This window comes from Streptomyces griseofuscus (assembly GCF_014673495.1).
Classification (GTDB): Bacteria; Actinomycetota; Actinomycetes; order Streptomycetales; family Streptomycetaceae; genus Streptomyces; species Streptomyces murinus.
Window position 1 is genome coordinate 1,235,472 of record NZ_CP051006.1, and the last position, 22,162, is coordinate 1,257,633.

At 73.1% G+C, this 22,162-nt stretch carries 22 protein-coding genes and 1 tRNA gene; 15 read left to right on the plus strand and 8 right to left on the minus strand.

The genetic code is table 11. The annotated features are described in order from the left end of the window. Positions 1-41: 41 nt before the first annotated feature. Positions 42-1,169 carry an erythromycin esterase family protein gene (locus HEP81_RS05425; protein WP_051850259.1) on the minus strand — a complete coding sequence of 376 codons (1,128 nt, stop codon included), beginning with the start codon at positions 1,167-1,169 and terminating at the stop codon, positions 42-44. 306 nt (positions 1,170-1,475) lie between these two features. Next, positions 1,476-1,549 (minus strand) — tRNA-Pro (locus HEP81_RS05430). Between the two features lie 107 nt (positions 1,550-1,656). Between HEP81_RS05430 and HEP81_RS05435 the strand changes: the two genes are divergently transcribed. Beyond that, the gene (locus HEP81_RS05435) at positions 1,657-2,163 is read left to right on the plus strand and encodes a DUF309 domain-containing protein (RefSeq protein WP_037657347.1); all 507 of its coding nucleotides are present in this window, start codon (positions 1,657-1,659) and stop codon (positions 2,161-2,163) included. A gap of 90 nt (positions 2,164-2,253) precedes the next feature. After that, the gene (gene cobF, locus HEP81_RS05440) at positions 2,254-3,027 is read left to right on the plus strand and encodes a precorrin-6A synthase (deacetylating) (RefSeq protein WP_037657491.1); all 774 of its coding nucleotides are present in this window, start codon (positions 2,254-2,256) and stop codon (positions 3,025-3,027) included. A gap of 33 nt (positions 3,028-3,060) precedes the next feature. On the opposite strand, the gene HEP81_RS05445 is transcribed toward cobF, so the two are convergent. After that, a complete protein-coding gene (locus HEP81_RS05445) occupies positions 3,061-3,852 on the minus strand; it encodes a cobalt-precorrin-6A reductase (protein WP_037657349.1) in 792 nt (263 codons plus the stop codon). Positions 3,853-4,048: 196 nt separating this feature from the next. Here HEP81_RS05445 and HEP81_RS05450 point away from each other — a divergent pair, with 196 nt between their 5' ends. After that, a complete protein-coding gene (locus tag HEP81_RS05450) occupies positions 4,049-4,960 on the plus strand; it encodes an aldo/keto reductase (RefSeq protein ID WP_037657351.1) in 912 nt (303 codons plus the stop codon). Here the strand turns inward: HEP81_RS05450 and HEP81_RS05455 are convergent. From HEP81_RS05455 to HEP81_RS05465, 3 genes are all read right to left on the minus strand, one after another. Next, a complete protein-coding gene (locus HEP81_RS05455; RefSeq protein ID WP_093680009.1) occupies positions 4,957-5,736 on the minus strand; it encodes a sulfite exporter TauE/SafE family protein in 780 nt (259 codons plus the stop codon). The genes HEP81_RS05450 and HEP81_RS05455 overlap by 4 nt on opposite strands. Before the next feature lie 54 nt (positions 5,737-5,790). Further along, positions 5,791-7,299 carry a long-chain-fatty-acid--CoA ligase gene (locus HEP81_RS05460; protein WP_037657356.1) on the minus strand — a complete coding sequence of 503 codons (1,509 nt, stop codon included), beginning with the start codon at positions 7,297-7,299 and terminating at the stop codon, positions 5,791-5,793. 154 nt (positions 7,300-7,453) lie between these two features. After that, positions 7,454-8,641 (minus strand): thiolase family protein, encoded by a 1,188-nt coding sequence (locus HEP81_RS05465; RefSeq protein ID WP_037657357.1) that lies wholly within the window; start codon positions 8,639-8,641, stop codon positions 7,454-7,456. Between the two features lie 141 nt (positions 8,642-8,782). Between HEP81_RS05465 and HEP81_RS05470 the strand changes: the two genes are divergently transcribed. The 4 genes from HEP81_RS05470 (at position 8,783) to HEP81_RS05485 (ending at position 11,278) form a co-directional block, all read left to right on the plus strand. Next, positions 8,783-9,607: an alpha/beta hydrolase gene (locus HEP81_RS05470; RefSeq protein WP_037657358.1), complete on the plus strand. Its 825-nt coding sequence runs from the start codon at positions 8,783-8,785 to the stop codon at positions 9,605-9,607. 139 nt (positions 9,608-9,746) lie between these two features. Then, a complete protein-coding gene (locus HEP81_RS05475; RefSeq protein WP_037657360.1) occupies positions 9,747-10,223 on the plus strand; it encodes a Dps family protein in 477 nt (158 codons plus the stop codon). A 29-nt stretch (positions 10,224-10,252) separates the two neighbouring features. Next, entirely contained in the window at positions 10,253-10,594 is a 342-nt protein-coding gene (locus HEP81_RS05480; protein WP_037657362.1) for a DUF3140 domain-containing protein, read from the plus strand. Positions 10,595-10,630: 36 nt separating this feature from the next. Further along, the gene (locus HEP81_RS05485; protein WP_037657364.1) at positions 10,631-11,278 is read left to right on the plus strand and encodes an endonuclease; all 648 of its coding nucleotides are present in this window, start codon (positions 10,631-10,633) and stop codon (positions 11,276-11,278) included. 221 nt (positions 11,279-11,499) lie between these two features. On the opposite strand, the gene HEP81_RS05490 is transcribed toward HEP81_RS05485, so the two are convergent. Next, a complete protein-coding gene (locus HEP81_RS05490; protein WP_037657366.1) occupies positions 11,500-12,354 on the minus strand; it encodes a Cof-type HAD-IIB family hydrolase in 855 nt (284 codons plus the stop codon). A gap of 180 nt (positions 12,355-12,534) precedes the next feature. On the opposite strand from HEP81_RS05490, the gene HEP81_RS05495 reads away from it, so the two are divergent. From HEP81_RS05495 to HEP81_RS05520, 6 genes are all read left to right on the plus strand, one after another. Further along, positions 12,535-13,332: an SAM-dependent methyltransferase gene (locus HEP81_RS05495; protein ID WP_397729457.1), complete on the plus strand. Its 798-nt coding sequence runs from the start codon at positions 12,535-12,537 to the stop codon at positions 13,330-13,332. A gap of 104 nt (positions 13,333-13,436) precedes the next feature. Next, on the plus strand, positions 13,437-14,840 hold the full coding sequence (locus HEP81_RS05500) for a type I glutamate--ammonia ligase (RefSeq protein WP_037657369.1): 1,404 nt from the start codon (positions 13,437-13,439) through the stop codon (positions 14,838-14,840). 2 nt (positions 14,841-14,842) lie between these two features. After that, positions 14,843-16,018, plus strand: coding sequence for an amidohydrolase family protein (locus HEP81_RS05505; protein ID WP_037657371.1), 1,176 nt, complete (start codon positions 14,843-14,845; stop codon positions 16,016-16,018). A 16-nt stretch (positions 16,019-16,034) separates the two neighbouring features. Beyond that, positions 16,035-16,562: an NUDIX hydrolase family protein gene (locus HEP81_RS05510; protein WP_037657374.1), complete on the plus strand. Its 528-nt coding sequence runs from the start codon at positions 16,035-16,037 to the stop codon at positions 16,560-16,562. Between the two features lie 171 nt (positions 16,563-16,733). Beyond that, a complete protein-coding gene (locus HEP81_RS05515; protein ID WP_172624589.1) occupies positions 16,734-17,957 on the plus strand; it encodes a hypothetical protein in 1,224 nt (407 codons plus the stop codon). Next, complete coding sequence (locus HEP81_RS05520) at positions 17,954-18,547, plus strand: hypothetical protein (RefSeq protein WP_051850260.1); 594 nt, start codon at positions 17,954-17,956, stop codon at positions 18,545-18,547. Before HEP81_RS05515 ends, HEP81_RS05520 begins: the two co-directional genes overlap by 4 nt. On the opposite strand, the gene HEP81_RS05525 is transcribed toward HEP81_RS05520, so the two are convergent. Then, positions 18,505-20,607: a tetratricopeptide repeat protein gene (locus HEP81_RS05525; RefSeq protein WP_078967441.1), complete on the minus strand. Its 2,103-nt coding sequence runs from the start codon at positions 20,605-20,607 to the stop codon at positions 18,505-18,507. The genes HEP81_RS05520 and HEP81_RS05525 overlap by 43 nt on opposite strands. Before the next feature lie 184 nt (positions 20,608-20,791). Between HEP81_RS05525 and HEP81_RS05530 the strand changes: the two genes are divergently transcribed. Continuing rightward, positions 20,792-21,241, plus strand: a complete 450-nt coding sequence (locus HEP81_RS05530) for a hypothetical protein (RefSeq protein ID WP_037657376.1) — start codon at positions 20,792-20,794, stop codon at positions 21,239-21,241. 111 nt (positions 21,242-21,352) lie between these two features. Next, positions 21,353-22,150: a COG4705 family protein gene (locus HEP81_RS05535; protein ID WP_037657378.1), complete on the plus strand. Its 798-nt coding sequence runs from the start codon at positions 21,353-21,355 to the stop codon at positions 22,148-22,150. The last annotated feature ends 12 nt before the right edge of the window (positions 22,151-22,162 follow it).

The following is a 22,162-nucleotide window of genomic DNA, read 5'->3' on the forward strand; positions in this document are numbered from 1 at the left end:
TGTCCGGCAGTGGTTCTCCACCGTCTCGCCGCCGTTTCCGGTCAGCGCGAGGGGAACGTAGTCCTTGCCGAGCGCCCAGGAGAGCAGATTGCCCATGGGTGTCCCGGCCAGTGCGCCCTGTATCTGGTTGACCGAGCGCTGGATGTGGGCATGGTGCGCGACGAACACGACGCGATGCCGGGCCGGGACCGGTCCAGGAGCTCCAGCAAGGTGTCGGCCAGGTAGCGCTCCCGGGCCGACAGGTTCAGCCCGTCGGGCGTGCCCGCGAACGCCTCGGCCATGGCACGCTGCGTCCGGTCGGTCGTCACCGCCGCGCGCACGTCCGACAAAGCGGTCGCGTACGCCTCGGCACCGCCCCGCTCGGTATAGACCTCACGCAGGTCCGTGAAGCGGCCGAGCAGCCGGGCGAGCGCGGCGGTGAGGCGATCCTGCACCGCCGGTTCCAGACCGAGCCTGGCGTAGGTCGGCACCATGACCGTGCCGCCCGCGAGCGGCTCGGAGATCTCCAGCGCGGTGTTCAGGAAGGGCAGCGCACCCGGGTCCACGGCGGTCAGATAGGCGGCGACCGGCTCCAGAACGGGCCGGAGCGAGCCGCCCGCCGTGGGGATGTCGCAGCCGACGAAGCGAACCGGCTGTGCGGCTCCGGAGTTGTGGCGGCGCAGCCACCGCAAGGTGTCCCCGCATTCGGCGGGCTGCCCCAGCCCCTTGACGGACCCGCCCGCGCCATCGGCGCCGTTGCCCTGCGCCCCGCCGTTCGCCGGGGCCAGGAGGTCGTCGATGTCCCCCGACCCGCCCTGGACCCAGGCGTCCACGGCACGGCCCTCCGCGGCTCCGTACTCCATCGCGTAGACGGTGAAGCCCAACCGCTCGATCAGAAAACGCAGGATACGGCGGCGCATCAGGCCGAACTCACGGATCTGGTGGGAGCTTTCACCGAGGGCGACCACGCGAGCGTCGCCGACGAGGTCACGCAGCGGCTCCAAGTCGTGGAGCGGGCCCTCCGAATCCGCGCCGGGGCCCAGGTCCGCCAGCCGGGCGGAGTGCGAGGTGACCCACCGTGTCAGCTCGACGGGGGCTGCGGTGAGGGCCGGCTCGGCCGCAGGGTGGAGATCGCGCAGATCGCCGATGTGCGCGTGGGTGTCGTGGTCGTGATGGTTCTGGTCATGCATGAGATGTGCTCCGCGGTATGAGTTGTCGGAGCCAGGCAGCGCTGAGTACCGCACCGGCGGGAAACCGGAGTGCGGCGAAGCTGTCGGAGCAGAATGCCGGTCGCAGCCCGCCGCTAGGCGGCGCTGCGGGGCTTGATGAACCAGCTCTGGCCGGTGCACAGGAACATGTCGGCACCCCACCAAGGGCGTTCCCGCACGCCTCCCGATTTTCCGGCGGGGAACAACGGCCCCACCCGGCCCCCAGAAACGATCGAAGGGCGGTCCCGGATTTCTCCGAAACCGCCCTTGATCTGCGACTCTTTCGAGTCGGGACGACAGGATTTGAACCTGCGACCCCTTGACCCCCAGTCAAGTGCGCTACCAAGCTGCGCCACGTCCCGATGCGCTGACTCGCGGTGAACCGCGTGATCGCGCGAAGAGAACTTTACCGCACGTACGGGGGTGCGCAGAAAGGGGCTCGGGGTGGGGCGGGAGGAGAATCGGCGGTATGACGAATTCGGGTGACGACGAGCGGCGGGATCGGGACGCGGCGGGGCGGGCCCGCAGTGCGCGGCCGCGGGACGGGCTCGGGCGGCCGTTGCCGTACGGCGCGCAGGGGGTGCCGCGGCAGCCGGAGGGGGTGGTGCGGGCGCCGCGCGAGACGGTGGCCGAGGCGCAGGCGCTGCTCGACGCGGGCCGGCCGTTCCATGCGCACGAGGTGTTCGAGGACGCCTGGAAGTCGGGGCCCGAGGACGAGCGCGCCCTGTGGCGGGGGCTGGCCCAGCTGGCGGTGGGGCTCACCCACGCGGCCCGGGGCAACGCGGTCGGCGGCGCCCGGCTGCTGCGGCGCGGCGCGGACGCGGTCGAGGAGTGGGAGCGGGGCAGGGGCGAGGACCGGCCGTACGGGGTGGATCTCGCCGGGGTGGTCCGGTGGGCGCGGGAGCTGGCCGGGAGGGTGGCGGCGGGGGGCGAGCCCGTGGACGCCGTGGTGGAGGCGCCCAGGTTGGGGACCTGACGGCGGTACAGGCCGGGGTGGGGGGCGGCCGCAGCTGCCCGTCCGGAGGCGGTGGGCGCGTTGTCAGTGGCGTACGGCAGACTCGGTGGCGTGCGAGAGATTCATGTCATCGGTATCGGCGCGGGCGACCCCGAGCAGCTGACCCTCCAGGCGGTAAGGGCGCTGCGCGGCACGGACGTGTTCTTCCTGCTCGACAAGGGCGAGGAGAAGAGCGATCTCACCCGGCTCCGCCTGGACATATTGGGCGCGCATCTGCCCGAGGGGTCGTACCGGGTGGTCGAGGCCCGGGACCCGGAGCGGGACCGCAAGGCGGGCGGGCCGGCGTACTCACCGGCCGTCGGGGACTGGCGCAGCGCCCGTGCCGGTATTTATGAGCAGATGATCGTCGAGGAGTTGGGCGACGACGAGACCGGCGCGTTCCTGGTCTGGGGTGATCCCGCGCTGTACGACAGCACGATCGGGATCCTGGACGAGGTGCTGGCGCGGGGTGCGGTCTCCTTCGCGTACGACGTGGTGCCCGGTGTCAGCAGCGTCTCCGCGCTGGTCGCCCGTCATCGCACCGGATTGAACAGGGTGGCCCGGCCCGTGCAGATCACCACCGGGCGGCGGCTCGCCGAGGGCTTCCCGGAGGGGGTGGACGACGTGGTGGTGATGCTCGACGCCCACCAGTCCTTCCGGCACTACGCGGACGAGGACATCGACATCTACTGGGGCGCCTACATAGGCACGCCGGACGAGATCCTCGTCTCCGGACCGCTCGCCGAGGCGGGCCCCGAGATCGAGCGGGTGCGGGCGCAGGCCCGGGAGCGCAAGGGGTGGATCATGGACACGTATCTGCTGCGGCGCAACCCCGGGGAGCGGTAGGCGGGTTCAGGCGGTCCTCGCCAGCTCCTCGGCCTACTCGACTTGGTCGGTTCCGTCCGGGCCGAGGCCCAGTCGGCGCAGCACCGCCGCCGCATCGGGCACGGCCGTCACCCCTTCCGGTAGCGCCGGGCGGCGTACGACCACCACCGGCAGGCCGAGTTCCCTGGCGGCCGTGAGTTTCGCCGCCGTGGCCTCGCCGCCGCTGTCCTTGGTGACCAGGACCTCGATGCGGTGCGCCCGCAGCAGTTCCCGTTCGTCGGCGACGGTGAACGGGCCGCGCGCGAGGAGGACTTCGGTGTGCGGGGGCAGCGGGGGGCCCGGGCGTTCCACCGAACGCACCAGGAAGTGCCGGCCGGTCAGATGGGCGAAGGCGGCCAGGCCGAGGCGCCCGGTGGTGAGGAACACCCGGTCGCCCAGGCCGGGCAGCGCCTCGGCGGCCGCGGCCAGGGACGGGACGTCGTACCAGCGGTCGCCCGGGACGGGCCGCCAGCCGGGGCGGCGCAGGACGACCAGCGGGACCCCGGTGCCCGCCGTCGCGCGAGCCGCGTTCGCGGTGATCGACTCGGCGAACGGATGGGTGGCGTCGACCAGCGCGTCCACCCGGTGCGCCCGCAGCCACTCCGTAAGCCCCTCGGCTCCGCCGAAGCCCCCGATCCGTACCTCCCCAGCCGGCGCCTCCGGCCGGGCGGTGCGTCCGGCAAGGGAGGTGGTCACCCGGATCCCGGCGGGGTGCGCGGCCAGGGCGGCGGCGAGACGGCGGGCCTCGGCGGTGCCGCCCAGGACGAGGACATGGCGTCGCGGGGGCTGCGGGGACGGTGCGGGCATGAGGCGAGCGTATCGGCAGGTCAAGGGGTGGGGAAACGCGTGCCGTGCCGTCCCTTCTCAGCAGGGTCAACGGCTGGGCGGCCGAGGATGGTTCCCGTGGCGGATGTGACCTTTCGCCCGGCCGATCGCCCTGTCGCGGGGGGCCGCGGACACCTCATACTCCAGGGCCTGATCAGTACACGGCCCGAGGAGCAGGGTGAACACAGCGGCGGCGGCAGGTACATGGACGCTCGGCGACCTGGAGGTGAACCGCGTCGGCTACGGCGCGATGCGGCTGACCGGCAACGGAATGATGGGGAACTCCGACGGCGCGCCGATCGACCGTGCCGCCGCCGTCGCCCTGCTGCACCGCGCGTTCGAGCTGGGGGTCGACCACATCGACACGGCCGCCTTCTACTTCTCGCCGCTGCGGTCCGCGAACGAGCTGATCAACCGCGCCCTCGCCGGCTGGGGCGGCGAGGTGGTCGTGGCGACCAAGGTCGGGCCCGGGCGCGACGCCGGTGGTGAGTGGCAGCCCATGGCCCGCCCCGACCAGCTGCGCGGCCAGGTCGAGGAGAATCTGCGCCAGCTCGGCCGGGACCAGCTGGACGTGGTGAACCTGCGCCGCAACGGCCCCGGCATGGAGTCGATCGCCGAACACTTCGGCGTCCTGGCCGAGTTGCGCCGGGCCGGCCTGATCCGGCACCTCGGGCTCTCGAACGTCCGCCCGGAGCATGTGACCGAGGCCCTGGCGATCGCGCCCGTGGTCTGTGTGCAGAACTCCTACGGCCTGGACTGGCGCCGCGCCGACGAGAGCGGTCTTGTGGGCCTGTGCGGGGAGCGGGGCATCGCCTTCGTCCCGTTCTTCGCCGTCTCCGGTCTGCGCCGCGAGGCGAGCGCGGGCCGGGAGAGCGACGCACGGGTCCGTTCCGTCGCTCGCGCCCATGACGCCACGCCTGCCCAGGTCCGGCTCGCCTGGACCCTCCACCGCGGTCCGCATGTGCTGGCCATCCCCGGCACCACCGATCCGGCCCACCTCACGGAGAACATCGCCGCCGGAGCCCTGCGGCTGACCGAGGAGGACCTGGCCCTGCTCGACGCACCGGGCGAGAAGGCCGCGGAGGGCTAGCCCACCAGAAGCTGGAGTCCGCCCACCACCGTCGCCGCGATCACCAGCCGGTCGAAGAGCCGCTGGTTGATCCGGTGCACGGCCCAGCGGCCGAGCAGGGCGCCGGGGGCGACGAAGAGCACCAGCGTGGCATCGAGGAGCAGGGAGCGGGTGTCGATCAGGCCGAGAGCGGCGCTGAAGGGGACCTTGGAGACGTTGACGATGAGGAAGAAGAAGGCCGAGGTGCCGAGGAAGCCGAGTTTCCGGAAGCCCGCGGAGAGGAGGTACATGGACATCACCGGGCCGCCCGCGTTGGCGACCATCGTGGTGAATCCGCCGAGTACGCCGTAGGAGCGGGCCTTCAGGCGGCCCGCGGAGGTCGTCACCGCGTCCGGCGCGTCGTCCGCGCCCTCGCTCTCCCGGCGCCGGCGCCACAGGGTGACGCCGGTCATCAGCAGCAGGATCGCGCCGATCGAGGTCCGTACGATCCCGTCGTCGGCCCACATCAGGAACAGCGTGCCGATCACCACGCCGACCGCGACGGCCGGGAACAGCCGCCACAGGGTGGGCCAGTGGGCGTGCCGCCGGTAGGTGAGGACGGCCAGCACGTCCCCGGCGATCAGGAGGGGCAGCAGGATGCCGGTGGAGGCGCGGGCGGGCAGGATCGCCGCGAACACGGCGAGGCTGATCGTGTTGGCGCCGCTCACCGCGGTCTTGGAGAAGCCCACGAGCAGGGCCGCGAGGGCGAGGGCGGCGAACTCCCAGCCGGATATGTGCCAGAGCGTCATCATGTTCATGCGGGGACCGATGCTATGTGCGCGCACCGGTCCCGGGCACGGGGCCCCGTACCGTCAGCCCGCGTACCGCGTCCGCAGCTCCCGCTTGAGCACCTTCATGCTCGGGCCGAGCGGCAGTTCCTCGGCGAACTCCACGCGCCGCGGGTACTTGTGGCGGCCCAGGTGCTCCTTGGACCACTCGATGACGGCGGTGGCGTCGAGGCCGCCGTCCGGTGCCGGGACGACGATCGCGCAGACCTCCTCGCCGTGCAGCTCGTCGGGCAGGCCGATGACGGCGACCTGGGCGATACCGGGGTGGCGTACCAGGACCTCCTCGACCTCGCGCGGGTAGACGTTGTAGCCGCCGCGGATGATGACGTCCTTCTTGCGGTCGACGATGGTGAGGAAGCCCTGCTCGTCCTTGGTGCCGAGGTCGCCGGTGCGGAACCAGCCGTCGACCAGGGCCTCGGCGGTGGCCTCCGGGCGGCCGAGGTAGCCGGAGAAGACGTTGTGGCCGCGGATGACGACCTCGCCCAGCTCGCCGGGCGGCAGCAGTTCGATGCGGCCCTCCACCTCGGCGCGCGCGATCTCCGCGTCGACGCCCCACAGCGGATGGCCGATGGTGCCGGCCCGGGTGCCGAAGTCCGGCTGGTTGACGGTGGCCGTCGGCGAGGTCTCCGACAGGCCGTACCCCTCGTAGATCCGCGCGCCGAACGCGGCCTCGAAGCGTTCGAGGACGGCGACGGGCAGCGAGGCGCCGCCGGAGATGCACACCCGCAGCTCGGGCAGCACATCGGCGGCCGCCGCGGCCGCCGCGAGCGCCACGAACATGGTGGGCACGCCGTGGAAGGTGTTGATCTTCTCCTTCACCATCAGCTCGATCGCGCGGGCCGCGTCGAACCGGGGCAGCAGCACCAGCGTGGCGCCCGCCCGCCAGGTGGAGTTGAGCGAGACGGTCTGCCCGAACGCGTGGAAGAGGGGCAGCGCGCCGAGGGCGATGTCGTCGGGGCGGACGTCGTTGGCGTCGAAGGCGCAGACGGTCGCGTTCATCACCAGGTTGAAGTGGCTGAGCACGGCGCCCTTGGGGACGCCGGTAGTGCCGCTGGTGTAGAGGATCACGGCCGGGTCGTCGGCGGCCCGGGTGGCGTACGTCGACGGCGGCTCGGCCGCGGCGGCGAGGGCGTCGAACTCCGCGCCCAGAGTGACCACACGGACGCCGAGGGCGTCGGCCGCGGCCCGGCCCGCGACGGCCTGCGCCGGGTGGACGAGGAGCAGGGTGGCGCCGCTGTCCTTGAGGACGTGCTCGATCTCGCCCGGGGACAGCAGCAGATGGACGGGGACGACGACACCGCCGGCCGCGGCGACGGCGTAGTAGGCGAGCGGGAACTCCGTGGTGTTCGGGGCCATGAGGGCGACCCGGTCGCCCGGTCGGACGCCGAGGCCGGTGAGCGCGCCCGCCTGGGCCAGCGCCGCCTGCCACGCGTCGCCGAAGCTCAGCCGCCGCTCCCCTTCCACGAGTGCGGTCTTGGCGGGGCGGCGCCTGGCGTTCTCGGCCAGGATGGCGGCGACGGACAGGGTTGCCATGGAGTGCGGCTCCGTTTCCTTGCTGAGGCTCGGCACGCCGAACCGGTCGTACGGTCGTTCCCTCCGCGGGAATCCCTCCTCGTCACCAGAGGGATTCCCGCGTCGGACGGTTGCTCAGGGTCACTCTCGGCCGACCTGACCCGAAAGAGAGGTCCTAGTGCCTCTCGACCAGCACCGCACTGCCCTGGCCCACGCCCACGCACATGGTGGCGAGACCGCGCTCGGCGCCGGTGCGGCGCATGCGGTGGAGCAGGGTGGTCAGGATGCGGGCGCCGGAGGAACCGAGGGGGTGGCCGAGGGCGAGGGCGCCGCCGGTGGGGTTGATCAGGCCGGGGTCGATGCCGAGCTGGTCGACGCAGGCGAGGACCTGGGCGGCGAACGCCTCGTTGAACTCGGCCTCCTGGAGGTCGCCGACCTCCCAGCCGGCCCGCGCGAGCACCTTGCGGGTGGCGGGCACCGGTCCGATGCCCATGACGTCGGGGTGGACGCCCGCGGAGGCACCGGCGACATACCGGCCGAGGGACTCAAGGCCCAGTTCGCCGAGGGCTTCCTCGCTGACCAGGAGCAGACCGGCGGCGCCGTCGTTCATCGGCGAGGTGTTGCCCGCGGTGACCGTGCCGCCCGCGCGGTAGACCGGCTTGAGGCGGGCCAGCTTCTCCAGGGAGGTGTCCTCGCGGATGCACTCGTCCTGTTCGACCACGATGCCGTCGGGGCGTTCGACGGGCAGGATCTCGTCCGCGAACAGGCCGTTCTTGCGGGCGGCGGCGGCGAGTTGGTGGCTGCGCAGCGCGAACTCGTCCTGCCGTTCACGGGAGATGCCGTGCCGGGTGGCGACCTCCTCGGCGGTCTCGCCCATGGCGAGCACGCCGTGCAGGTCCTTCATGGCGGGGTTGGTCAGGCGCCAGCCGAGCCGGGTGTCGAAGGTCTCCATGCGGTGCGGCAGGGCCTCGTCGGGGCGGGGCAGCACGAAGGGGGCGCGGCTCATGGACTCGGAGCCGCCCGCGATCACGATGTCGGCCTCGCCCGCCGCGATGGTGCGGGCGGCCGTGGTGACGGCTTCGAGGCCGGAGGCGCACAGCCGGTTGACGGTGGCGCCGGGCACGGACTCGGGCAGCCCTGCGAGCAGGGCCGCCATCCGGGCGACATTGCGGTTGTCCTCGCCGGCCTGGTTGGCGGCGCCCCAGTAGACGTCGTCGATGCGGGCGGGGTCGAGCGTGGGCACCTCGGCGACCAGTCGGCGGATGACGGCCGCCGCGAGATCGTCGGGCCGGACGGACGAGAGGGCGCCACGCAGCTTGCCGATGGGGGTACGGCGGGCTGCCGCGAAGTGGACGGGACGCACGGCTTCGACTCCTGACCTACGACGGTGTGGATCAGCGGACCGGAAAAGCTCTTAATTAGCACTGCTAGTTTTGGACTATAGACCCAGGAGCGCCCCCCTGGGAAGATCCTCCCGAACCGTACCGAGGCAGTTGGAGGAGAGATGCCCCACGTTCGCGCGCACGTCGTCGGCGGCACCCGCGGCGAACTCGCCGTCCGCGAGTGGGAGCATCCCACGCCCCGCTTCCTCGCCCTGCTGGTGCACGGGTACGGCGAGCACGCGGGCCGGTACGACGGGCTCGCCGCCGTCCTCACCGGGCACGGGGCCGCCGTGTACGCGCCCGACCACATGGGGCACGGGCGCTCGGCCGGTGAGCGGGTGCTGATCGAGGACTTCGAGGACGTGGTCGCCGATGTGCGCGGCGCGGCCGATCTCGCCCGCGCCGCGCATCCGGGGCTGCCGCTGGTCCTGGTCGGCCACTCCATGGGCGGGCTGATCGCGGCCCGCTACGCGCAGCTGCACCACCCGGAACTGGCCGCGCTGATCCTGTCCGGGCCGGTGATCGGCACCTGGGAGCTGCCGGGGCGGCTGCTGGCGCTGCCGGAGATCCCGGACACACCGATCAGTCCGGGCGCGCTCTCCCGCGATCCGGCGGTGGGCGCCGCGTACGCCGCCGATCCGCTGGTCTGGCACGGGCCGATGAAGCGGCCCACCCTCCGGGCGTTCACGCGGACCCTGGACGCCGTCGCCGCGGGCGGTGACGTGGCCGGGCTGCCGGTGCTGTGGCTGCACGGGGACGACGACCGGCTGGTGCCGCTGACCGGCAGCCGCCCCGGTGTCGAGCGGCTCGCCGGCGGCGGTCTCACCGGCGGCGACCTCACCGAGCGGATCTTCCCCGGGGCGCGGCACGAGGTGTTCCACGAGACCGTGAAGGAGGAGGCGTTCGCGGAGGTGACGCGGTTCCTGGACCGGGCGCTGCCCCGCTGAGCCCGGCCACCGAGACCCGACGGCAACCCGCTGAGCAGGGCTGTTTGCGCCCCCGAACGCGGGGCACCCGCCCTTTCGGACGAGATCGTACGTCGCTTGTGCAAGACGTACGACACTGTTGAAAGGGGACGTAGGCACCATGACCGTGGTGAAGAGCACGCTGTCCGAGAAGGCCCTCGGCGTCACCGCGCCCGCGCTCCAGGACACCCTGGTGGATCTGCTGGGTCTGTCGCTGGTCGGGAAGCAGGCGCACTGGAACATCGTGGGTCCCCGGTTCCGCTCGATCCATCTCCAGCTGGACGAGGTGGTGGCGACCGCCCGCGCCCACTCCGACACGGTCGCCGAGCGCGCCGCCGCGCTGGGCGTCTCGCCGGACGGCCGGCCGGAGACGATCGCGGCGACCTTCGCGCTGCCCGGGACCAAGGACGGCTGGCTGCGGGACACCGAGGTGGTCGAGCTGATGGTCTCGACCCTGGAAGCGGCCATCGGGCGGCTGCGCGAGCGGATCACGGCCACCGAGGAGGCCGATCCGGTGACGCAGGACCTGCTGATCTCGATCACCGCGGACCTGGAGAAGGAGCGGTGGATGTTCGCGGCGGAGAACCAGTCGCACTGACACCCGTCCCGGAGCGAAAGGGGAGCCCCATGGCCGACGCCCTGGAGACCGAGGCGCTGTGGGAGGACTTTCACCGCGTGGTGAACATGACCTCGGCGGAGCTCGCGGCCTGGCTCAGGGTCCGCGACGCCGAGGAGCGCTCGGAGCCGCTGCCCGACGAGGCCGGCAGCGCGACCGGCCGGCATGTCCTCGCGATCCTCCAGAAGCGCCGCACCGATCTCACCGACGACGACGTCCGCGTGATGTACAAGGTCGTGGACACCGTCGATGATCTGGTGGACATGGACGACGAGCCGGAACCGGAGCGCCCGGACGACACCCGGCGGCGGCACCGGCTGATGACGCTGGGCCACGATCCGCTCAAGCCGTAGCGGCGGCGGGGGTACCACCGGCGAGGGAGTGACGCGATGAACCGGGACGAACGCGTCGTACGGGAGCTGGTGTCCGCGTACGGGCGGACCTACGCCGAGGAGGCGGGGATCCGGCTGGCGGACACCCCGCAGCCGCTGTACCGGCTGCTGGTGCTGTCGCTGCTGCTGAGCGCCCGGATCCGGGCCTCGGTGGCGGTGGCCGCCGCCCGCGCCCTGCACGAGGACCGGCTGGACACCCCGCGCCGGATGGCCGACGCGGACTGGCAGCGGCGCGTCGACGCGCTGGGCCGGGGCGGCTATCGGCGCTATGACGAGCGGACCGCGACCCAACTCGGCGACGGCGCCGAGCTGTTGGACGAGCGCTGGGGCGGCGACCTGCGCCGGCTGCACGAGGAGGCGGGCGGCGACACCGGGGAGCTGAAGCGGCTGCTCCAGGAGGAGCCGGGGGTCGGTCCGGCCGGCGCGGACATCTTCCTGCGCGAGGCGCAGCGCGTCTGGCCGGAAGTCGGCCCCTATCTGGACGGCAAGGCCCTCGACGGCGCGGACCGGCTCGGTCTGCCGAAGGACCCGCAGAAGCTGACCGAGCTGGCCGGGGACACCGAACCGGCCGTACTGGCCGCCGCGTTGGTGCGGGCGGCACTCGACAAGGACGTGGCCGAGGACTGCCTCCAGCGCGCCGCGTGATCGTGCCGGGCTGCCCTGCGTTCGTTTCGAGCGGAGGGCGGCACTGACGGGGACCGGGCCGAGCACGCCGTACATCGACACCACTCGGCCGCATCCGCCGCGTGTGTACGACTGGTTCCTCGGTGACCGCTCCCAGGACGAAGTGGGCGCCTTCTCCAAGGGACTTGGTACGGCGCGGTGGTCCGCGAACCGGCGAGCTGAGCCGCCGGGCCCCCGGCGGCTTACAGTCCGAGGACCCGGGAGATCGTCCGCAGGACGCCGTTCTCGTCGTTGGATGGGGCCAGATGGCGGGCGCGCGCGATGACGTCCGGGTGGGCGTTGGACATGGCGAAGGACCATTCCGCCGCGTCCATCATCTCCAGGTCGTTGAGGTAGTCGCCGAAGACCATGGTCTGGGCCGGGGTGATGCCCAGGGTCCGCTGGAGGGCGCGCAGCGCGGTGCCCTTGTTGGCGGTGCGCGTCATGACGTCGACCCAGTGCTCGCCCGAGACCACGACCTGGTGGGTGCCGGCGAAGGGGGCGAGCGCCGGGGCGGCGGAGCGTTCGGCGGAGTGGAAGTCGAAGACCGCGACCTTGATGAAGTCGTCGTCCACCGCGGTGACGTCGTCGACGACGCGGTGCTCGACGTAGTAGCGGCGCACCTCGGCGAGGAACGCCTCGTCGGTCCGCTCCACATAGGCCGCGCGCTTGCCGCAGACCACGGCGCCCGCGTCGCCGCCGGCCGCGTTGAGCCGCCGTACCGCCTGCGCTACCCCGGCCGCGGTCGCGCGCTCCAGCGGGTCGGAGCTGAGTTCGACGCCGTCGCGGACCACATAGGTGCCGTTCTCGGCGATGAAGACCATGCCCTCGGCGACCTCCGCGAACTGCCGGGCCAGCGTGGCGTACTGGCGGCCGCTCGCGGGGCTGAACAGCACCCCGCGCCCGCGCAGTTCGGCGAGCATCGGCCACAGGCCGGCCGGGATCCGCTGGTGGGCGTCCAGCAGGGTGCCGTCCATGTCGGTGACGATCAGCCGGATGTCCGCGGGGCCCGCCGGGAGGCCGGGTACGTCGAGGAGGGGCGTGGGTATGGCGGGCATGTCCTGCTTCCGGCCGGGGTCAGGGTACTCGTCCAGTGTCCCTCATGGGTAAGAACGTCCCCGAGCCACCCCGAACCGCCGACCGTGCGCGGTTCCCGGGACAGGGCGATCACCCGGCGGCACAATGACGGCGGGCACCCGCACGAAAGAGGGGCGAAGGACGTGACCGACGGTGACGCTGTGACCACGGGAGCGCGGCTGGACACCTCCGTGGCGCACAACGCACGGGTCTGGAACTACTGGATCGGCGGCCGCGACAACTACGAGGTCGACCAGCGGGTCGGCGAGCATGTCGCCGGGATGTTCCCGGTGATCCGGGAGGTGGCCCGCGCGGACCGGGAGTTCCTCGCGCGCGCCGTGCGCTTCCTCGCCGCCGGGCAGGGCATACGGCAGTTCCTGGACGTGGGCACCGGACTGCCGACCGTGGAGAACACCCATGAGATCGCGCAGCGCCTCGCCCCCGAGTCCCGGGTCGTGTACGTCGACAACGATCCGATCGTGCTGGTGCACGCCCGCTCGCTGCTCACCAGCTCCCCCGAGGGCGTCACGGACTATGTGGACGCCGATGTGCACGACCCGGACACCATCCTGCGGCGCGCCGCCGACACGCTCGACCTGGAGCGGCCGGTCGCGCTGATGATGCTGGGCATCCTCAACTTCGTCCTGGACACCGGCGAGGCCCTCGACATCGTGCGGCGCCTGATGGCGGCGTTGCCCTCCGGCAGCCATCTGGTGCTCACCCACCCCACCACCGACGCCGAGGTGGGCGGCGCGGGCAATGTCGCCGCGATGGAGTTCTGGAACGCCCACGCCACCCCGCCGATCACTGCCCGCAGCCGCGCCGAGATCGCCTCCTTCCTCGATGACGTCGACGGCCTCGACCTGGTGGAGCCGGGCCTGGTGCCCTGCTCCCAGTGGCGTGCCGAGCCGGGCGCCGCGCCGGTCCCGCAGTTCGGCGCGGTCGCCGTGAAGCGCTGACGCCCGCGCGGCGGACATCGGCGCGCCCCTCGGGAAGCGGCCCCGAGGACACTCCCCCACCTGAACCGACCGCCCCCACCGGGCCCCGCCCGCAAAGGACACGTATGACCACTCTCGCCGACCCCGTGCCCGGCGGCCGTCCGTCCGATCTGCGGCGGGTCGCCGCCCTCACCACCACCCTGGCCGCGCAGGACGTGCGCGGCATCGTCCTGGCGTATGTGGACACGGCGGGCGTCACCCGGGTGAAGGCCGTCCCCACGGCCCGGCTGGAGGCCGCCGTCTCCTGGGGCGTCGGGATGTCCCCGGTGTTCGACACCTTCCTGGCCGACGACTCGATCGTCAGCACCGATGTGCTCGGCTCCCCCGACGGCGATCTGCGGCTCTACCCCGACCTGGACCAGCTGGTGGCGCTGGCCGGGCAGCCCGGCTGGGCGTGGGCGCCGGTGGACCGGATCACCCAGGAGGGCGAGCGGCACCCCGGCTGCGCCCGCACCTTCCTGCGCCGCGTGGTCACCGAGGCGGCCGAGCGGTACGGGCTCACCTTCAAGGCGGCGTTCGAGATCGAGTGGGCCCTCGGGCTCGGCTCCGCGCCCGCCGGGGAGTTCGTGCCCGCGGTGTCCGGACCGGCGTACGGCGCGATCCGCCAGGTGGAGCTGGGCGACTTCCTCGCCGATCTGCTGGCCGCGCTCGACGCCCAGGGCGTGGACGTCGACCAGGTCCATCCCGAGTACGCGGCCGGGCAGTTCGAGCTGTCGGCGGGCGCCCTCGACCCGGTCGCGGCGGCCGACCGCAATGTGCTGGTGCGCCAGACGATCCGGGCCCTCGCCCAGCGGCACGGGCTGCGGGTGTCGTTCTCCCCAGCCGTCCTCGCGGGGAGCGTCGGCAACGGCGGCCATGTGCATCTGTCCTGCTGGCGCGACGGCGGCAATCTGCACGCGGGCGGCGAGCGCCGGTACGGACTGACGCCCGACGCGGAGTCCTTCGCGGCCGGGATCCTCGCGCATCTGCCCGCGCTGACCGCGATCAACGCGCCCAGCCCGGCCAGCTATCTGCGGCTGCGGCCCTCCCAGTGGGCGGGCGTCTTCACCGCGTGGGGCCGCGAGACCCGGGAGGCGGCGCTGCGGCTGGTCACCGGCAGCGCGGGCCGGCAGCGGCAGGAGGCCAACCTGGAGGTGAAACCCGTCGACCTGGCCGCCAATCCCTATCTGACCCTCGGCTGTCTGATCGCCGCGGGACTCGACGGACTCGCGGCGAAGCGCCCGCTGCCGGAGGAGATCACCGGCGACCCGGCGCGCTACGACGCGGAGGCGGCGGCGAAGCTCGGCGTACGACGGCTGCCGGCCACACTGGCCGAGGCGGTGACGGAGTTCCGCGCGGACGAGGTGCTGCGGGCCGCGCTCGGCCCGGTCCTCGCGGACGCGGTGAGCGCCGTACGGCTCGGTGAGGCGGCCGCCGTCGAGGGGCTGGACGACGAGCGGGTGGCGGCGGCCTACCGCTGGGCGTACTGACCATGGTGTCCGCCGGTCCGGTCCACGAGGCTCTGGCCGCACTGGAGTTGGTGGACCACCACTGCCATGGCGCGACGGTGGCCGACCTGTCCTTCGACGGGTTCGAGTCGCTGCTCACCGAGGGCGAGGCGTGGCCCGGCGTCTCCCCCTTCGACACGCCGGTGGGCATCGCCGTACGACGGCACTGCGCGCCCCTGCTGGACCTGCCCCGGCACGCGCCGCCGGACGTGTATGTGGCCCGGCGCGCGGAGCTGGGGTGGCGGGAGGTGAACCGGCGGTTCCTGACGGCGGCCGGGGTCGGGGCGTACTGCGTGGACACCGGCCATTCCCCGCAACCGCTCACCTCGCCCGCCGAGTTGGCGCAGGCGTCCGGTGCCGCCGCGTACGAGGTCGTACGTCTGGAGCGGATCGCCGAGGAGGTGGCGGCGCGGGGTGTGGAGGCGGGCGAGTACGCGGCCGCCTTCCGCGCGGCGGCCGAGGAGGCGGTGCGGCGGCCGGGTGTGGTGGCGGTGAAATCGGTGGCCGCCTATCGCACCGGGTTCGCCCTCGATCCGGAGCGGCCCTCGGACGCCGAGGTGACCGTGGCGGCGCGGCGCTGGCTCACCGCGGGCGGCCGCCTCGCGGACCCGGTCCTGGTACGGCAACTGCTGTGGACCGCGGTCGACTTGGGCCTGCCGCTCCAGTTGCACACCGGTTTCGGGGACGCGGACGTGCGGCTGCACCGGGCCGATCCCGCGCTGCTCACCGACTGGCTGCACCGGATCGCCGGCACCGTCCCCGTGCTGCTGCTGCACTGCTGGCCCTATCACCGCCAGGCCGCCTATCTGGCCGCGGTGTTCGAGCGGGTGTACCTGGATGTGGGGCTCGCCCTGCATCACACCGGCCCCGCCCGGGCAGGGGTGGTGCTGGCGGAGGCCCTGGAGATCACCCCGTTCCGCAAACTGCTGTACAGCTCGGATGCCTATGGTGTGGCGGAGTTCCATCACCTGGGCGCCCTGTGTTTTCGTCAGGGCCTCGCCGAGTTGCTGCGACGTCGTGTGGAGGCCGATGAGCTGTCCCTGTCCGACGCCCTGCGGATCGCGTCCTGGACGGGCCGCGACAACGCTCGCCGGCTCTATGGACCACCCGTATCCGAACCGGTCCGTGACCCCCGCGGCCGCCCCACCCGGAAAGTATGATCAAGCAATGTCTGACATGACCGATACCACGCCCGGCTGGCTGACCTCGGACGAGCTGGAGATGGCCAGGGCCCGGATGCCGATCCTGTACGTCGAGGCCGTGCCCGTGCGGGTCGACGACAGCGGCGAAGTCACCAGCATCGGACTGCTGTTGCGGATCGGCCCGGACGGAACGGTCAGCCGGACCCTGGTCTCCGGGCGGGTGCTGCACCACGAGCGGGTCCGCGACGCGTTGCTGCGCCATCTGGAGAAGGACCTCGGCCCGGTGGCCCTGCCCCGGATCCCCGCCTCGCTCCAGCCCTTCACCGTGGCCGAGTACTTCCCGACGGTGGGCATCACCCCGTACCACGACCCGCGCCAGCACGCGGTGTCCCTCGCCTATGTCGTCCCGGTCACCGGTGACTGCCGGCCCCGCCAGGACGCCCTGGACCTGGTCTGGTTCAGCCCCCAGGAGGCGGCGTCGGAGGTGCTCCAGAGCGAGATGCCGGGCGGCCACGGCGCGCTGCTGAAGCAGGCGCTGGCCCACGTGGGCCTGGTGTTCTGACCCCGGTCCGGTGCCGGGGCGGGGCACTCCGCGCCCGGCACCGGATCGCGTCCGCCCCCGTGCCCCTGCCAGGTTTCTGCAAGGTCGCCGCAAGGCTTTCGTCCGTGAGCCCGGGCAGAGCCTGGGCAACGGCCCGCAGGGGCGACTCGCGAGAGACATCGGGGGTACATCGTGTCGGCATTGGGTTCACAGGCCGATCCATCGGCCACCGGCAGGGAATGGCGGACACTGGTCGGCCGCAGGACGGTCCTGACCGTCGCGCACACGATCACCTATGCGAAACGACTGGTCGACATCCTGTCGCTGGTCGACGACGACTTCCGGGTCCAGGTGGCGTTCACGGCGCCGCCGCACGTCTTCGGCGACGAGGTGCCGCGCTTCCTGGAGCGGCTCGGCTGTGCGGTGCTGCCGTGGGAGGAGGCGGTCCGGCTGCCCTTCGACGTGGCGGTGGCGGCGGGTCCGAAGGGCGTCGAGCGGCTGTCGGCGCCGCTGATCACGCTGCCGCACGGCGCCGCGTATCTCAAACTCGTCCCGTCGGCCACCGAGCCCGGGGTGGCCGGGCTGCGCCGCACGGACCTCGCGCCCGGCGGGAAGTTACCGGCGGCGCTGGTCATGCCGCACCACGCCGACCTGGCGGAACTGGCCCGCCAGTGCCCGGAGGCGGTGCCGCTCGCCCATGTCGTCGGGGATCCGGTGTACGACCGGATGTCCGTCAGCCTGCCGCTGCGTGAGCGCTACCGCGCGGCCCTCGGGCTGCGCGGCTCGCAGAAACTGGTGGTGGTCGCCTCCACCTGGGGCGCGCGGTCCTCGTTCGGCCGGTTCGAGTCGCTGCTGCCCCGGCTGCTGTCCGAGCTGCCCGCCGACGAGTACCGCTGTGTCGTCCTCGCCCACCCGAACGTTTGGTCGGGGCACGGCGCCTGGCAGGTGCGGTCCTGGCTGCGGCGCTGCGCCCGGCTGGGCATCTCGCTGCTGCCGCCGGAGGCGGAGTGGCGCAGTGTGCTGATCGCCGCGGACTGGATCATCGGCGACCATGGCTCGGTCACCCTGTACGGGACGCTCACCCCGGCACCGATCCTGCTCGCCTCCTCACCCGCGGGGGACATCAACCCCGCTTCCCCGGCCGCCACGCTCGCCCTGACCGCGCCCGCGCTGTCGCCGGTGCATCCGCTGGTCGACCAACTCCGGTACGCGGCCGCGGAGTACCGGCGCGAGGAGTACACGGAGATCAGCGCGCGGATCACCTCGGAGCCGGGGCGCTTCCACCGCAATATGCGGCGCCTGCTGTACCGGACCCTCGGGCTCGGACAGCCCGCCCATCCGCCGGTCACGGCCCAGCTCCCGGCGCCGCCGCCGCTGAGCGCCTGGCCGACGGCGGGGCAGGAGGTGCCGGCATGAGCGGCCTGGTCGTCGTACGGCTGCTGTCCCCGGGAGCGGAGGAGTCCGGGCCCGTTCACTGGACGGGGCCGCTGCTGCGGGTGCGCATGGGGGCGGTGGGATCCGGGGCGGAGGTGATCGCCGAGGCGGGGCAGGTCCGGGCGGGGGCAAGGGCGTTGCCGGAGGGCGACGAGCACTGCGCCGTGAACGCCGAGGCGGCCCCCGAGAACCGCCGGCTGGCCTGTGCCGATGTGCTGTACGGGGTACGGCCGCGGCCGCCGGCGTCGGCACTGCACTGGCTGACCGGGGTGGCGGCGCGCCATCCGTCGTGCGCGCTCGCCGCGGTGCCCCTGTCCGGGGGCGGCTGGCTGACCCTCGCGGGCTCGGCCGCCCGCGGGCGGGGCGGCGGGCCGCGGGTCGTGGCGGAGGCGGTCGGCCCCGACCAGCCGCTGCTGGCGTCCTGTCTGCACGCGTGGCTGGTCGAGGGCCGTACGCTCGCCGAGTTGGCGTATGTACGACCCCTGCGGCAGGCCGCCGCGGGAGGTCGTACGGCGGCGGGGGCGTGTGCTCACTCCAGGCGGCGCGCGTCGGCGGGGCTGGTGACCTCGTAGAGGGAGCGTGCCTCGGCCAGGTACCCGCGGGCCTGGCTGTCGGCGCCCTGCTCCTGCGCGCCGCGCCCCAGCATCTCCAGGGTGCGGGCCTGCCAGTGCAGGGCGCCCGAGGCACGGAACGCCTCCAGCGCCTCGGTCAACTCAGTGGCGCCCAGGGCGTGTTCGCCGCCCTGGGCATGGGCGCGGCCGAGGAAGGCCAGGGCCCGGGTCGCGTCGTGCGGGTCGGCCACCTCGATCAGGATCCGCCGGGCCTCCTCGAAGAGCGGGATCGCCGTGTCCGGGTCGCCTCGGCGCAGGGCGGTCTCGCCGAGCGAGATCCCGGCGAGCGCGACACCCCGGCGATAGCCGCACTCCTCCCAGACCCGTACGGCGAGGTCCAGATGGCGCACGGCCTCCTCCAGCCGGCCGGCGGCCATACGGCAGCCGCCGAGCCCGAGTTGGGCCTGCCCTTCGTCGCGGACGTCACCCGCGGCGCGGGCGGCTTCCAGGGACCGGGTGTACCAGTCGGCGGCCTCTTCGACGCGGCCGGCTGCGGAGAGGCCGATGGCGCCCGAGTTGAGCATCTGGCGTTCGGCCTCGGCATGCCCGTCGGCACGGGCGGCCGCCAGACCGATGGTGTGCGCCTCGGCCCACAGGTCGTAGTAGCGCAGCCGGAGGAACAACGGCCACATGGCGTCGACCAGTTGCCAGGCGGTGGCGTACCAGCCCCGTCCGGCGGCGGTGCGCAGCAGGGCCATGAGGTGATGGCGGTGGGCGTCGAGCCAGTCCAGCGCGCCCTTCTCCGCCGTGAACGGCGCGGGCAGCGAGGACGGGTGGGCGTAGGTTCTCGGGAGGGTGAACTGGGCCGGGGTGATGAGCTGTTCGGCGGCGGTGGTCGTCCGCAGATACCAGTCGGCGACCCGTCTCAGCGCCTCCGTCCGGGCGTCCTCACCGTCGTGGATCTCGGCGCAGGAGCGGGCGTGGACCCGGACGAGATCGTGGAAGCGGAAGGTGTCGGGGCCGATGTCCTCGACCAGGTTGGCCTCGATCAGTTCGTCGAGCCGGCGTTCCGCCCACTGCTCGCTCTCGGCGCAGCCGGCCGCGGCGGTGCGGGTGTCGAAGGTGGGCACGGGGAGCGTGCCCAGCGTGCGGTAGAGACGGGCGGCCCGCGGATCAAGCACCGCGTACGACGCGTCCAGTGCCTTGCTCACCGTGATCTCCCCTTCCACTTCCAGTGCGGCCAGCCGGTCGGCGTCCGGCGCCAGGGAATCCGCCAGGGCGGCGATGGGCTGCCGGGGGCGGGCGGCGAGGCGGGCGGCCGCCAGGCACACCGCCAGGGGAACCCCGGCGCACAGCTCCACGACCTGTTCCACGGCGGTGCGTTCGCCCGCCACGCGTTCCGCGCCGACACCGCGGGTGAGCAGTTCGAGGCCGGCGGCGGGATCGAGCGCGGCCAGCCGGAAGAACGCGGCTCCGTCCAGGCGCAGTCCGGTCAGCCGCCGCCGGCTGGTCACGACCACGAGGGCGCCGGAGCCGCCGGGCAGCAACGGCCGGATCTGTGCCGCGGTGAAAGCGCTGTCCAGCATGACGGCGACCCGGAGCCGCGCCGTCACCGTCCGCCACAGCGAGGCCTGTTCGGCCAGTCCGGCGGGCGGGGCGGCGACCCCGAGGGCCCGCAGGAACTGTCCGAGCACCTCCGCCGGGTCCGCGGGTCCCTCGGCGGCGTGGCCGTACAGGTCGGCGTACAACTGGCCGTCGGGGAAGGCCGCTTCCCGGGTGCGCAGCCAGCGGGAGACCAGCGCGGTCTTGCCGATCCCGGCCGGGCCGTTGACCACGATCAGCGGGGGTCCGGCTCCCGGGTCGTCCGCGCTGGTCAACAGGTCGTCGAGTTCCGCGAGTTCATCGATCCGGTCGGTGAAGTGATGCGGCACCGGGAGGAGTTGCCGGGGCACCGGCAGGGGCGCGTTCGCCGGCATGTGCACATGGACGTCACGGGCCTGGACCACCGGTCCCGAGAAGGTACCGCTCGCGATGCTGTTGCCGACCCCGCCGTCCCGACCGCCCTCTTCCGCCGCTCCCATCCGTTTCTCCCCCGCCCGTTGTCATATTCATCTGTCACCGGGCTCTACCCCTGAGACGGCATGCCGTATGCGGCAGCCGGTCATTCCCGGCCACCCTGGCGCTTCGTGGCGCTCTTGAAGGCGGCGCGCGCGGCCCGCACAGTGGAGGGGCCAGAAGGACGGGACGGGACGGGGGGTGTCGCGCATGGATCCGGTGTCGATGGGGTTGCTGACGGCTCTGGCGGGAGGGGCCGGCGGGGAGCTGGGCCGCCAGGCGTGGACCGGGCTCGGGGAGTTGGTACGACGCCCGTTCCGGCGCGGCGGCGCGGTGGTACCGGAGGGATCGGCGCCCGAGGGGTCCGCGCCGGAGGGGTCCGTGTCGGAGGGTTCGGGGGAGGCGGAGCTGGCCAGGCTGGCCCGGGATCCGGGTGACGCGGCGGCGGCGCGGGCACTGAGCGCCGTACTGCACCGGCGGGCCGCCGCCGACGCGGAGTTCGAGGAGCGGCTGCGGCGCTGGGACGAGGCGGCCCGGCGGATCTCCCTGACCGGCGGGGACGTCCACAACTCCATCTCGGGCGGCACGTTCTCGGCACCGGTGATCCAGGGGCGCGATTTCACGGGCACGAACTTCGGTACGTCCCCGGCCGACGGCTGACCGATTGCCCTTGGATTCGGTAAGAGGCGGACAACAGCCGCACGAGAAGCGACAAAAGCAATGGCAAAGGGGGCTGGGGGCGGGCCCCTCGCGCGTGCGAGGGTGCGGGGCATGAGCACAGAGCACGTCCTCGATCACCGGCCGCAGGGCCCCCTACGCGCGCGTCTGCGGGAGAGCGCGAGCAAGGTGCCGGAGGTCACCGTCTACTTCTGGATCGTCAAGGTCCTCACCACCGGTATGGGCGAGACCGCCTCCGATCTGCTCGCCAAGGTGCTGGGCCCGATCCCCGCGGTCGGCCTCGGCGGTCTCGCGTTCGTCGCCGCGCTCGTGCTCCAGTTCACCGTCCGCCGGTACGTGGCGTGGATCTACTGGACGGCCATCGTCATGGTCAGCGTGTTCGGCACCATGGCCGCGGACGTGCTCCATGTCGGCCTCGGTGTGCCGTACACCCTGTCCACCCCGTTCTTCCTCATCGCCCTCGCGGCCGTCTTCGCGCTCTGGTACGCGAGCGAGCGCACCCTGTCGATCCACACCGTGCGCACCCGGCGCCGTGAGAGCTTCTACTGGGCGGCCGTGCTCGCCACCTTCGCCCTGGGCACCGCGGCGGGCGATCTCACCGCGAGCATCGGCCTCGGTTACCTGGGCTCGGCCGTCCTGTTCGCGGTGGCCATCGCGGTCCCGGCCCTCGCCCACCGCGGCGGCGTCCTCGGCGCGGTGACCGCGTTCTGGGCGGCGTACGTCATCACGCGCCCGCTCGGCGCGTCCCTCGCGGACTGGATGGCCGATCCGATCGCGCGGGGCGGTCTCGGCTGGGGCCTCGGCCCGGTCACGCTGTCGTGGACCGTGGCGATCGTGGCGTTCGTGGCGTTCCTCGCGGTGTCGCGGCGGGACAGCAGGACCACCGTCTGACGATCGCCCCCA

Bases quoted from the DNA above. Each gene is read 5' to 3' on its own strand.
- HEP81_RS05500 (WP_037657369.1), top strand. From the start codon at position 13,437: ATGACCACTCTCGCCGACCCCGTGCCCGGCGGCCGTCCGTCCGATCTG.
- HEP81_RS05485 (WP_037657364.1), top strand. From the start codon at position 10,631: ATGAACCGGGACGAACGCGTCGTACGGGAGCTGGTGTCCGCGTACGGG.
- HEP81_RS05435 (WP_037657347.1), top strand. From the start codon at position 1,657: ATGACGAATTCGGGTGACGACGAGCGGCGGGATCGGGACGCGGCGGGG.
- HEP81_RS05525 (WP_078967441.1), bottom strand. From the start codon at position 20,607: ATGGGAGCGGCGGAAGAGGGCGGTCGGGACGGCGGGGTCGGCAACAGC.
- HEP81_RS05520 (WP_051850260.1), top strand. From the start codon at position 17,954: ATGAGCGGCCTGGTCGTCGTACGGCTGCTGTCCCCGGGAGCGGAGGAG.
- HEP81_RS05460 (WP_037657356.1), bottom strand. From the start codon at position 7,299: ATGGCAACCCTGTCCGTCGCCGCCATCCTGGCCGAGAACGCCAGGCGC.
- HEP81_RS05490 (WP_037657366.1), bottom strand. From the start codon at position 12,354: ATGCCCGCCATACCCACGCCCCTCCTCGACGTACCCGGCCTCCCGGCG.
- HEP81_RS05445 (WP_037657349.1), bottom strand. From the start codon at position 3,852: ATGCCCGCACCGTCCCCGCAGCCCCCGCGACGCCATGTCCTCGTCCTG.
- HEP81_RS05510 (WP_037657374.1), top strand. From the start codon at position 16,035: ATGACCGATACCACGCCCGGCTGGCTGACCTCGGACGAGCTGGAGATG.
- HEP81_RS05480 (WP_037657362.1), top strand. From the start codon at position 10,253: ATGGCCGACGCCCTGGAGACCGAGGCGCTGTGGGAGGACTTTCACCGC.
- HEP81_RS05505 (WP_037657371.1), top strand. From the start codon at position 14,843: ATGGTGTCCGCCGGTCCGGTCCACGAGGCTCTGGCCGCACTGGAGTTG.
- HEP81_RS05530 (WP_037657376.1), top strand. From the start codon at position 20,792: ATGGATCCGGTGTCGATGGGGTTGCTGACGGCTCTGGCGGGAGGGGCC.
- HEP81_RS05475 (WP_037657360.1), top strand. From the start codon at position 9,747: ATGACCGTGGTGAAGAGCACGCTGTCCGAGAAGGCCCTCGGCGTCACC.
- HEP81_RS05470 (WP_037657358.1), top strand. From the start codon at position 8,783: ATGCCCCACGTTCGCGCGCACGTCGTCGGCGGCACCCGCGGCGAACTC.
- HEP81_RS05425 (WP_051850259.1), bottom strand. From the start codon at position 1,169: ATGCATGACCAGAACCATCACGACCACGACACCCACGCGCACATCGGC.
- HEP81_RS05455 (WP_093680009.1), bottom strand. From the start codon at position 5,736: ATGAACATGATGACGCTCTGGCACATATCCGGCTGGGAGTTCGCCGCC.
- HEP81_RS05535 (WP_037657378.1), top strand. From the start codon at position 21,353: ATGAGCACAGAGCACGTCCTCGATCACCGGCCGCAGGGCCCCCTACGC.